This is a genomic window from Cytobacillus oceanisediminis, assembly GCF_004366035.1.
In the GTDB taxonomy this organism is placed as follows: Bacteria; Bacillota; Bacilli; order Bacillales; family Cytobacillaceae; genus Cytobacillus; species Cytobacillus oceanisediminis_C.
Window position 1 is genome coordinate 203,371 of record NZ_SOEE01000010.1, and the last position, 11,935, is coordinate 215,305.

Here is an 11,935-nt window from a genome sequence, read left to right on the forward strand (position 1 = left end):
TTTCAAAGAATCCGGCCACTGCACCTTACATTAATTCATAATCAGTTACATTACGCTCAACCAGCCGGACACTATCCGCTGTAATCAAGTCACCGCCATTGCCGATAAAAGCATTGGCAGCAATGATTTGTTCCATAGCTGCTTTCACAGCTTCAGGATCAATCGGCTCGATGGGGTTATCGACGGATAATTTCGTTGGCTTGCCCAGTTCGGACAAAAAAGTCATCTCTAATGATTTAGCCATTTTAATTCCCTCCTTAAAATTTTAGTTTTTTAATAGAATGAATTAGCCCAGGATTTCGAAGCTGTCATTTCTATTCATTTCAGCCAGTGGATAGCTGCATAGTCCAGAGATCGCTTGTCCCACTGAGAAAAGCTGGTCTGCTGTTGCCGATTGCTTTACGCGACTGTAGGTTTTGGACTTGTGGATTGGTTTGCCCTGCGTATTAAGGCCTGTTTCAAACACTAGACGAAGTTTGGAATCAGTGATAATTGCTTGCGCCATCTTTGTTCACCCCCTTTCATGCTCTATATACGAATTATGGGGAGATAAGGACAGGGTAAAATTGATTAATCTTCCAAAAAGCGATTATTTTCCATTATATTTTTCAGCTTCTCACGGGCACCATGCCGCCAGTTTTTGACTGCTGACAGGCTGACTTGTTCTTTTTCAGCTATTTCCTTGACAGACATCTGATCACATAATGTATACTGCAGCCATTTCATTTGATTGGCAGTTAATAGCCCGCATTTTGTTAGCAGCTCGTGTGTATGATCTGTGGCGGGGAATGGGGAGGGGCCTTCAATAAGTTCCCAGAATTCATCTTTCGGATAGAAATATTGTTGGCTTTGTTTATTCTGTCTTGTTAATTCGTTCATGATTTTCCCTTTTACCATACTGTAAGAATAGGAAAAAAAAGTCCCTTTTTCAGCGTCATGATTTTTCCACGCCTGCCAAAGTGAAATTAATCCCAGCTGGTAAAATTCCTCCTTGTTGTTAAAGATGTTCAGGCTATGCATGATTTTATGGATCATTGGATCATATTGGGCTGCTAACTGTTCAAAACTCTCCATGAATATTATCCCTTCAAGGAAAGCGCGCTCTCTATGTATTCCCGGGTAGCTCAAACATAGCGTGTAAAAAATATTTTGGCGAATCAAGAAAAAGTCCCAGTTCAGTGAGTTAACCCCCCTAAGTCCGGAGTTAAGGGGTCCAAGTCCGGACTTAAGGGGTCTAACTCACGAAAAACGGGTAGTTAGCCTGTTTTTTTATTTTTTGTAAAAAAAATTCATGAAGAAGCCATTATCTTCAGCTAAAAACCCCATTTTAAACAAATCCTCAAAGTACATTTCTTCAAATTTCTTAGTCAAAATTCCATAGAAATAAGCGACAGGATTATTAATGGCGCGGGTTTTCATCTTACCGATCAGCTGCTTAAATGAATGGATGGCTGCTGCTAAAACAGCGTTCAAATTTTGTTCACAATTGTTTTTATATGCTGCAATGGATGCCATTTTCCAAAACTCCTCAATTTGCTTTGCTTTCGGAAAAAAGTATTTTACAGTGCTTGTGAATGATTGTGGTACACGATCACTAGTGTAGGTGTGATCAAGGACGGTATAGTTACGTTTATTAATCTTTTGATTTTTATTAGCTTTAGAAAGATTGATAGTTTTATTAGGGTGGTCCAATTTTTCTTTCTTAGGTGGCTCACTCTTGGGAAAACGATTAAAAACATACAAATTACTGGACTGGGACCCGTTTTTTCTCTCTGTTTCAAGTACAGTGATAATCCCTATCTCTAAAGCTTTGGCAATCATCCTTTTAAAAGTGGATCGGGAAATGCCATTTCCGTTATATTCTTCGTGGATGGCTTTTAAAATGGTGCCAATTTTAGCATTGGAGACTCCAGGAATTTTCGCAGCAAAACGAACCAGCCTCTTTAAACCAGCTAGTTCACCTTTTGAGAACTTTTCCTTATGCAGCGAAAGCCACATCTCCACATGCGCATTAAACTCCTGAAGATTCTTAAATTGGGAATATCCTTCAAATTGCTCAATTCTGCCTGATTTTAAATTCATACATATGCACCGCCCTTTCACCTCCTAAATACAAATGAAGGGTGGGGGAAGGACAGGGGGTTATTGGGTACATTGTGACGAAATCGTGAACGGGGGTGTTTTTTGGAACTAGCTGTTGAAGCGTGGCGACAAAGAATAAAGCTTCATAGGCCATAATAGATTTATGTAGACTGAGTTTCGCAGGTTCAAAGTAAAACGCACGCCATTTGAAATTCATGTCTACAAAAATTCGAAGGTACAAGTAAAAACGGTCGCCAAGCTAAATAATTATGACCTGCCCTAATATCTTGACAATGATAATCATTTTCATTTAAAATAAACTTTATCAATGATAATCATTATCAATCAATTTAGTTTACATCAAAATAATCTAAACTGAGGGAGGGATATAAGTCGATTAAACATCACATTTGCGGCTGGTGCGGTTATATGGCGGATACTGAATCTGATGAAAATAACGAAGCCCAATGCCCTTGCTGCGGTTTGGATCGTATCGAGGCAGCTGATTATGAAATGTAGGAGAGTTGAAAAATGAGTGAACTTTATATCGCAATAGATCATTTTGATCATCAAATCGATTGCTTTTGCCCGGATGCTGATCATGTGAATATACTGCATTTTCAAAAGGGGGATTTAATTGAGGTCACTCCTGAACGTAAATCTACAATGCTGGGATGGTATGCGCTAGTGGTGATTAATGGACAGCAGGCATTTTTCATGGCTATAGAGGATATTGAGAGATATTTCATGAGTGAATGCATATCATCACAGTTAGATATAGACCTGAAAATCAATTATCTGCAATATAAAATTGATCAGGATCTTGAAGCGGGGGACAAGGACTCTTTTGAAGAGAATAGCAGAAAGCTGAGCGAAACCTGCAGACTGAAAGAGGAATTAGAATATTACATAGCCAAAGCCATCTAAAAGGTGTAAACAGGAATAAAGTTAACGTATCTGAGCGTTAGCTTTATTCCTGTTTATTCCATTTATGTATCCCAATATAGAAAATTTCCACGCATGAAATCTGGCCGCCTGTAAAATACCTTTTTCCTTTTGGATGCAAGGATGTGATTCCTTTTACCAAACCTTTTCACCCTCTCCATATTAGTTACTGGTATTGCAGCAAATTTGCTGTACCGTTTAAAAAAGTGTCAGTCAAATTGTCACAACCCGCCAGTTTTTATGTAGTAGGGACGATGATAAGGATTGGAGGGAATTGCTTGACTTCAAACTCTGAGGTGCCGAAATTAGATCTGTTAGATTTAATCAGCGAGCGGCTTAGTCTTATCCCAAAGATGAGGTAGATGAAATAATGAATAATCCATTAGTAATAAGAAGAGAGCCTTTATTTAGATTTTCGCATTATTTTTTTATAAATTACTTACATTACACCTTATTTTAGGGTTTGCTATGGATGGAATTTTTGGTTAATGCTAATTAGTGTTCTAATTAAAAAAGCAATCCTTTTGCTTCAAATCTTCTATTATTTACCCACTAAAAAAGTAAAGAAATACTTCAAATTTTTATATGTATCTATCTATTAATCCTAATGGGTTAGGGTAACCCAAATAGAACGTGAAGGTTACAAGTTTACTTTTTGCAACAAGTGATAAGACCTTGAAAGATATTTAAAATAATAGCACAGACCCAATATAGGTCTGTGCTTATTATTTTTTTAAATACCAAAGGAACCCCTTACTACTCTTGCGGTGCAGAAGGAGTTGAAATACTTTGTAATGCCTGTTCTGCCTCATTTGCATATTGGTTCTGTACGGCTAGATCTCCTAAAGCTACCATTCCGACTATTTGTCCATTTTCCACTACAGGCAATCGTCTAATTTGCTGCTGTGCCATTAAATTTGATGCTTGATGAACATCCATATCAGGGGTCCCTTGTACAATTTTCTGTGCAGTCATAACTTGCGAGATTGGTGTTTGAACATTTTCTCCTTGAGCGGTGGTACGAAGTGTTATATCACGATCTGTTACAATGCCAACGATATGCCTGGCGTTATTAACTACAGGGATAGCTCCGATATTATATTGGCTCATTAATGCCGCAGCTTCCTGTACCGTCTGTGTTTCGTTAACTGTAACAACATTTGATGTCATGATATCTTTTAATTGTGCCATAATAATACCTCCAAATTTTTTTGTTCTTTAGATAGGATGTGGAAAATTGGTGATATTATTTATGATTATTTATCCTATTTTTTTATAAGGCAGCCACTTTCCTATTTTGATTAAAAGAGTCACTTGGTATAGTTCTTTCACTGGTAGTTTTACCAATGCTGTTAATAACAAATTTAGAAATAATTTGCTTGTCTTTATACTTACTAAGGATCAAAAAGTAAATAGATATTTTTCTATAGGCAGCATTTTTGTTATTTAAATAATCAGAATACAAAAGGCTATGGAGGTACAAGTTGAGTTTAAAAAATGATATTTAAAAAGACATTATGAAGGACAAGTAGAAGGCACTTGTAATTTAATAACAATAAAAAAAGCCTTCTTTCTATAAGAAGAAAAAAGGCTCTTAATTACAGTATACCTTCATTATTATTTTCAAACTGTAATCGGCAGCTCTAAAATCACAATTTAAAAGGGACCCCAATTCATCCACACGCCGATTACAAGGAAAACTGATCCAAGGATGATCCAAATCATAAGTAATGGAAAAATGAACCGGATCCATTTTATCCATGATACACCTGCAATTGCTAAATTCGCCATCAATATCCCAGATGTAGGTGTAATTACATTTGTAAAACCATCTCCCATTTTGTATGCTTGTACGGCAACTTGTCTAGGAATTTCCATAATATCTGCCAACGGAGTCATAATTGGCATTACTATAACGGCCTGGCCACTTCCAGAAGAAACTAAGATATTAAATAATAGGTTGGCAATAAACATTACCAATGCACCCATAACACTGGTAAAAGGTGTCATAAGATTTGCCATTCCCTGAACAATTGTATCTAAGATCTTCCCATCTTCTAAAACTACTACGATGGAACGAGCCATTCCAATAATCATTGCTCCATACACTAATCCCTTAGCACCCTTAAAGAATTCTAATACAAGTTTGTTTGGTGTTATCTTTGCAATGATTGCAGTTCCCACTGCAATTATTAGAAATATTGCAGCCATCTCATTTAGAGACCAATTGTATTGAAAAACCCCAAATACATAGATCCCAATTCCGATTACAAGCCAAAACAACACAAGTTTATGTACACCTGTAAGAACAATTTGTTTATTTAACTGATTTTTCTCTTCAATTTTCGGAAAAGGGGTATTTCCTAATACACTTTTAGCAGGATCATTTTTTATTTTATTGGCATAATAAGCAATGTAGGCAATTGTTGTAATTAGTATTGTGATGTATATGATAATTCGATACCCGATGCCAGAAAACAAAGGCAGCTGGGCAATTTGCTGTGCAGTACCTGTTGTTAGCGGGTCAAGGAAAGCGGTATTAAATCCTGCGTAGGCGCCAAGATATATAATTGAGATTCCCACTATAGCATCCATCTTCATTGAACGGGCCAAGATGATACCAATAGGTATAAATGCAATTACAGCATTAACGATAATCCCTAGGGCTCCAAAAATTGAAAAGAGTATACATACGACCGTTATCAGCAGTAATTCTTTATTTTTTGTTTTTTCAATCGTTTTTAAAATCATAGCATCAATTGCACCAGTCGATTCAATGACGGCAAAAGATCCTCCAATAATCAATACTAGGAAAATCAAAGGAGCAGAACTAATCATCCCTTCTTGAATGGCAAGAAATATATCTATGAGACTTGCAGTTGAGGAATCTATCTGTTTATAGCTATCTGGTACGACCATTGTTATACCTTCGACTTCTTCTCTAGAGAATTCACCAGCTGGGATAAGATAAGTCATAACCGCCATAAGGAATAAAATTCCAAATAAAATAACATACGCATCAGGTATACCCCATTTTAACCCCTTCTTTTCTTTAGTTTTCTCCATTGCAAACACCTCCGTTTGAATTTTCTTAATATTCATTGACTTTTATTATAATAAAGCATAAACTTTATTTTAACAACAATAAATTAAATACTTTATTCTGGAGTTGAAACATGTCTTATATTGAAAAAACAAACAAACACTATGATTCGTTAACGAAAGGATTAAAAAAAGTAGCCGAATCATTACTCTCCAATCCGGTTTTATTTGCCACACACCCAGCTAAAAAAGTAGCTTCTTTAATTGATGTCAGCGAGACAATGGTTATCCGCTTTTGTAAAGCTATAGGGTACATTGGCTTTGCAGAATTACAAAAAGATGTTCAATACAGATTGTTAACGATTCAGCCACCAGGTAAAGAAGTTTCACTTAATACATCTGATTCATTTGAAAGTGTAATGAGTATTGATGAAGGCATCATCCATCAGGTTGCTAAAAATATTGACTGGGATATTGCTAGAAATATTGTTGACCAGATTGTTGGTTCTCGTTCAGTAAAAATAGTGGGGTATTACCAATCTTTTGCTTATGCACATTGGTTTTCATACGTTTTAAATAATCTTCTGGATAACACCACTTTATATCGACCTGAAACTGATGTTGGAATCACTAAAGATGGTAAAGAACATGCGGTTTTAATTTTTTCCTATTATCGATATGCTTTGGAATCAATTAGATTAGCAAAAGAGGCAAAATCAAATGGGAATAATATTATCGTCATAACTGATTCACAGATTTCACCAATTGTGGAGTATGGAGATCTCGTTTTAACAATTAACACATCTCAAAAGTCTTTATTGGAAAAAGGTCCTGTAACCTTTTCTGTTTTAAACGCACTTCTGCTCCATATAGCCCAAAAGGTTGGAAAGCTTGATTTTGTGAATCCCACAAATCGATACTATATTCAATGAAAGGTGATAAAAATGGTAGCTTATCTAAGAGAAAAGATTTATGAAACATTTGATTATTTACATTCCCACCCAGAACTAAGCTGGAAAGAAACTAGTACGACAGAATATATTAAAAAGCGTTTGGAACAGGCAGGATGTTCAGTCAGAACGTTTGAGGATTGTACAGGAGTAGTAGGGGATTATGGAAACTTCTCAGGAGATGTGCCAATTGTTGCAATTCGTGCAGACATGGATGCCCTCTGGCAAGAGGTAAACGGTGAATTACAGGCTAATCATTCATGCGGACACGATGCCCATATGACTATGGTTTTGGGCGTTCTCTGGCAAATACAAGAGCAAAAGGGTCTTAAAGACAAGGTCGGTGTAAGGTTTATTTTCCAGCCTGCAGAAGAAGTTGGTGCAGGAGCACTAAAACTAGTAGATAAAGGAATCGTTGATAATGTCGATTATCTATATGGGATTCATCTAAGACCAGTCCAAGAAACACCAGATGGCTATGCTACTCCCGCTATTATGCATGGTGCAACAGGTTCTATGGAATTTGAAATCAGAGGAGATGATGCACATGGTGCTCGTCCTCATTTAACTCATAATGCAATTGAAATCGGAAACTCTATTCTAAATTCCTTTAATACAATTCATCTAGATCCAAATGTGGCTCACACAATAAAAGCTACTCGATTTATATCAGGAGGAAAAAATACTAATATCATCCCTGGCAGTGCTTCTTTGGCTATTGATTTACGTGCACAGACTAATGAAATTATGGAAAAGCTAAGGCAGAGAGTACTCGAAATTTTACAATCCTCCAGTGAACTTTTTAATACAGATATCGTATTGACGAATGATTATGGAATTGCGGCAGCTGAAGTCAGCAATGAAGCATTAGAAATGGCAGAGCAAGCAATTATTAATTGTTTAGGTGAAGAAAAGCTGGCGGCGCCCCTTATTACACCTGGTGGAGATGATTTTCATTTTTATACGATTAAAAAGCCTCATCTAAAAGCAACTATGGTTGGACTAGGATGTGACCTAAAACCTGGCCTTCATCATCCGAATATGACTTTTAATAGAGATTCCTTACTCAATGGAATAAATATTTTATCTGAAATTATCATTCTACATAGTAAAAAGGAGTGTTGATATGAAAGGAATTTATATAAAAGAGGTGGTACTACATCATACTAGGGTATCTTTGAAAGCCCCATTTACTACAAGTTTTGGCACTATCCAATCTAAAGATGTTTGTATCGTTGAAGTAATTGACGAATCTGGTATCTCAGGTTGGGGAGAAACGGTTACCAGCAATGAACCATATTATAACGAGGAAACAACTTATACCGCAGTTTATATGTTAAAAGATTTCCTTATTCCTAGAATTCTTCAAAAAAAAATCTCCCATCCTAAAGTAATTCATAACATGCTCTCTTTTGTACGCAGAAACCAAATAGCTAAAGCTGCCCTTGAAACGGCCATGTGGGATGTTTTTGCGAAGAAGAATGGAAATTCATTGTCAGAGGTTCTTGGAGGGATAAAGAAAGAGATAGCCGTTGGAAAAAGCATTGGTATTCAAGAAACACCTGATCAATTAGTTGAAAAGGTAGGGATGTATGTTAAGGAGGGATTTAAAAAAATAAAAGTAAAAATTGCCCCAGGAGCTGACATTGAATATATCGGTGCTGTTCGCAAGAAATATCCCGATGTCCCCCTTATGGCTGATGCTAATTCCGCTTATACCTTAGAGCATATTGAACACCTCAAAAAGTTGGACAAATATAACCTCATGATGATTGAACAGCCTTTGGCCCATGATGATATTATTGATCATGCTATTTTACAGAAAAACATCTCTACACCAATCTGTCTTGATGAAAGTATTCATAGTTATGAAGATGCACGAAAGGCAATTGAACTTGGCAGCTGCAAGATCATAAATATAAAAATCGGCCGTGTTGGAGGGCTCCAGGAATCTATTAGAATCCATGATTTATGTAAAGTACATAATATTCCTGTATGGTGCGGAGGAATGCTAGAGACTGGAATAGCAAGAGCCCATAATATTCATATGACAGCACTATCTAATTTCACGATACCTGGAGATACGGCTCCTTCTTCCCATTATTGGAAAGATGATATAGTAAAGCCCGAAATCACAATGGAAAATGGATACATCCAGGTTCCAGAAGAATTGGGAATAGGTTATGAAATTGATCGAGAGAAATTGAAGAAAATATTGACTCGTTCCGAAAGAATCTATTCAATTGAATCTACTCATCCAATCCCAGGATAGTTAAAAAAAGATATTTTTTAGAGGAAAAATTCATATATCGCTTGGAGTTACAAGGGGTAAACATCCTTCATAAAATTAGAAGAATTGATTAAACCAAGTCTTTAATAATACAATCGGGTGCTTATGTTCAAAATTAGCTGCTAATCAGGCAGCTTTTTCTAATTCAACAAACGGGGCAGGTTTGTTGAATAAGAGCTTTCTTATAATGAAAGCATTTATAATAATGAGTGTAAATTTAAACATAAAAATGGAGTGGATAGGGTGTCGGCTTCTATTTTCTAAGGGGGAAGAAAATTAAAAAAGTGGCATTTTTTTATATGGATCTTAATGATAATTGTAACTGTATTAGGTGTGTTCGGACAAGCTTTAGACTATTTTATGGATGAACAAATGGCTAATACATATCCTACGGTATATTACTTATTATATTACTCACAAAACAAATACTTAGTGTTGAATTACGAAGTGATAACTAAAAGTTTGAAAAAAGGTTAGACTGCTATGCCCTCTTATTCTTCTTTGTTAGTTACGTAACATTGTAAAGGAATTAGAGGATTTGATGGAGAATTCATAGTATTAATCCTTTATTTAGTTAGGCGCAATCATCAAGTGTTTTAGGAGGAAAAGCAGATGGATTTGATATACCCAATTGGTCAATTTCAATTTGATGGTGAAATTACTAACAATGTTACGAGCATTTGGATAAATGAGATTGAAGATTTACCAAGATTATTACGAGATGCTGTAAGGGACTTAGATAATATAAAGCTAGATACAGCCTATCGTACAGGAGGGTGGACTGTTCGACAAGTAATACATCATCTTGCGGATAGTCATATGAATGCCTATGTTCGCACTAAATTGGCTCTTACGGAAGAAACCCCTGTAATTAAGCCATATGATGAAACAAGTTGGGCGGAACTATCTGATTATAAATTGTCGATTGATATTTCACTTTCACTTCTCGAAGTATTGCACAAACGCTGGACCTGCCTATTACGTAGTCTAAGTCCAGCTGATATGGAAAAAACATTTATTCACCCAGATTCAGGAGAAGTTTCAATAGGTGAAAATATCGGAATCTACGCTTGGCATGGTAAACATCATCTTGCGCATATTACTTCTTTATGTAATCGCATGGGCTGGTAAGTGTTTAGTTGAATTAATACAATTAAATTACTATAAAATCTGGCTGCCAAAACTGGCGGCTTTTTTCTTTTTGAACTAAAGGGGCAGATTTGACTAATTTTATCATTAAGGAATTTATCCAAGAAGATCTGTATAATCATGATGATAGTATAGAGTCCTTCAATAAGATTCTACACAATATAGGTTCATACTATTTTATTGAAGAATTTGAGGAGAAAAATTGGATTTATTTATCCCAAGATTAATAAATGTAAAATGCAACAAAAGAATTGTCATAAATCAAATTATTTCACTGTTAACAATCTACGAAGCATCAGTTGAGCAGCTATGCTTCTGACCTTTTAACTTTCTTCCATTGTGAATACATCTCAAACACTGAAATAAATAAGACTAACCATAAAAACCCATTGTCAAAGGCTATACCAGAAGATGATTGACCTCCTAAAATTGTAAATAACCCCATTAAAATCAGGATATAGATGGTCGAAAAAATTTGCCATTTTAGTATGTCTTTATTGTTTGTGTTTCTGTATTCCTTGAACATCAGACTAAACAAGAAAAGTCCTAAAATAAGTGCAATAAGAACAACTTTTGGAATTGCGTTAGCAAGTGGAATGTTAGGGAAATAGTCATAAACAAATAAGAGCGTAAAAGCCAAAATAACAATAAAATCTAATGGTTTTAGAAATTTAATAAGACTACCCCCTTTTTCTAAATTATACCATATCCCTAATGGTATTCATTTAATAAAAAGCAGCAAAGTTTACGAAAAGAGCCTTATTAAAAGTTCCCTGGAAAAAATTTTTGACGAGAAAAATACATTTGATAAAAGAGCGTTGCGTTGATCTTTATAAGAAGGATTGGTGCTATTTTATATTAAATTCCTTTTAAACTAACGGGGCTGGTTTGTTGAAGAAGGTGAAAGAAAAAAAGCAGCGAATTAATTAAGTATTCTATTAATGCGAGGTCAGGATATGTTACCACCAAAACATATTGTTTCAGCAGCAACTATTGTACTTAATGAGCAAAAAGAGATTTTATTAATTAAAGGTCCTCGTAGAGGATGGGAAATGCCTGGGGGACAGGTTGAAGAAGGAGAATCATTAAAGGACGCTGCAATCAGGGAAACAAAAGAAGAAACTGGTATAGATATTGAAGTTTTAAAATTTTGTGGAGTATACCAAAATGTAAGTGATTCTATATGTAACACATTGTTTTTGGGAAAACCAATCGGAGGAGAACTGACAACATCTCCAGAGAGTTTAGAGGTAGGATTCTTTCCAGTTAAAAAAGCCTTGGAAATGGTCACTTGGAAAAATTTTAGGCAAAGAATTGAGTTTAGTTTAAACGAAAAACTTCATCCTTTTTATATCGAATTTTGATTTAAGATACATTTAGCTAAACCAGCTAATAGTTTGTCAACATTTTTCAATGAAATAGAATTTTTAGTATGGTAAGCTAAAAATAAGCATGCCAAATAACCTTCCATTATGTC

General features: G+C 35.6%; 12 protein-coding genes. 6 read left to right on the forward strand and 6 right to left on the reverse strand.

Annotation, left to right across the window (positions count from 1 at the left end; all coding sequences use genetic code 11):
• Positions 1–25: 25 nt before the first annotated feature.
• The 4 genes from DFO72_RS23350 to DFO72_RS23365 all read right to left on the reverse strand — a co-directional run bounded on the left by DFO72_RS23350 (position 26) and on the right by DFO72_RS23365 (position 2,082).
• Complete coding sequence (locus DFO72_RS23350; protein ID WP_113884837.1) at positions 26–244, reverse strand: DUF2922 domain-containing protein; 219 nt, start codon at positions 242–244, stop codon at positions 26–28.
• A gap of 42 nt (positions 245–286) precedes the next feature.
• Positions 287–505 carry a DUF1659 domain-containing protein gene (locus DFO72_RS23355; protein WP_113884838.1) on the reverse strand — a complete coding sequence of 73 codons (219 nt, stop codon included), beginning with the start codon at positions 503–505 and terminating at the stop codon, positions 287–289.
• Between the two features lie 65 nt (positions 506–570).
• A complete protein-coding gene (locus tag DFO72_RS23360) occupies positions 571–1,074 on the reverse strand; it encodes a sigma-70 family RNA polymerase sigma factor (protein WP_113884839.1) in 504 nt (167 codons plus the stop codon).
• 195 nt (positions 1,075–1,269) lie between these two features.
• Entirely contained in the window at positions 1,270–2,082 is an 813-nt protein-coding gene (locus DFO72_RS23365) for a hypothetical protein (RefSeq protein WP_113884840.1), read from the reverse strand.
• A gap of 531 nt (positions 2,083–2,613) precedes the next feature.
• Between DFO72_RS23365 and DFO72_RS23370 the strand changes: the two genes are divergently transcribed.
• Positions 2,614–3,009, forward strand: coding sequence for a hypothetical protein (locus DFO72_RS23370; protein WP_113884841.1), 396 nt, complete (start codon positions 2,614–2,616; stop codon positions 3,007–3,009).
• A gap of 774 nt (positions 3,010–3,783) precedes the next feature.
• On the opposite strand, the gene DFO72_RS23375 is transcribed toward DFO72_RS23370, so the two are convergent.
• Together DFO72_RS23375 and DFO72_RS23380 are read right to left on the reverse strand one after the other, a co-directional pair.
• Positions 3,784–4,218, reverse strand: coding sequence for a CBS domain-containing protein (locus tag DFO72_RS23375; protein ID WP_113884842.1), 435 nt, complete (start codon positions 4,216–4,218; stop codon positions 3,784–3,786).
• A gap of 465 nt (positions 4,219–4,683) precedes the next feature.
• On the reverse strand, positions 4,684–6,093 hold the full coding sequence (locus tag DFO72_RS23380; RefSeq protein WP_113885891.1) for a YfcC family protein: 1,410 nt from the start codon (positions 6,091–6,093) through the stop codon (positions 4,684–4,686).
• Between the two features lie 110 nt (positions 6,094–6,203).
• Between DFO72_RS23380 and DFO72_RS23385 the strand changes: the two genes are divergently transcribed.
• The 5 genes from DFO72_RS23385 to DFO72_RS23415 all read left to right on the forward strand — a co-directional run bounded on the left by DFO72_RS23385 (position 6,204) and on the right by DFO72_RS23415 (position 11,822).
• A complete protein-coding gene (locus DFO72_RS23385) occupies positions 6,204–7,001 on the forward strand; it encodes a MurR/RpiR family transcriptional regulator (protein WP_113885890.1) in 798 nt (265 codons plus the stop codon).
• Positions 7,002–7,013: 12 nt separating this feature from the next.
• Positions 7,014–8,144, forward strand: coding sequence for a M20 peptidase aminoacylase family protein (locus tag DFO72_RS23390; protein ID WP_113885889.1), 1,131 nt, complete (start codon positions 7,014–7,016; stop codon positions 8,142–8,144).
• Between the two features lies 1 nt (position 8,145).
• The gene (gene menC / locus DFO72_RS23395; RefSeq protein ID WP_181782453.1) at positions 8,146–9,291 is read left to right on the forward strand and encodes an o-succinylbenzoate synthase; all 1,146 of its coding nucleotides are present in this window, start codon (positions 8,146–8,148) and stop codon (positions 9,289–9,291) included.
• A 630-nt stretch (positions 9,292–9,921) separates the two neighbouring features.
• Positions 9,922–10,440 (forward strand): YfiT family bacillithiol transferase, encoded by a 519-nt coding sequence (locus tag DFO72_RS23400; RefSeq protein ID WP_113885888.1) that lies wholly within the window; start codon positions 9,922–9,924, stop codon positions 10,438–10,440.
• A 974-nt stretch (positions 10,441–11,414) separates the two neighbouring features.
• Entirely contained in the window at positions 11,415–11,822 is a 408-nt protein-coding gene (locus DFO72_RS23415; protein WP_134177292.1) for an NUDIX hydrolase, read from the forward strand.
• The last annotated feature ends 113 nt before the right edge of the window (positions 11,823–11,935 follow it).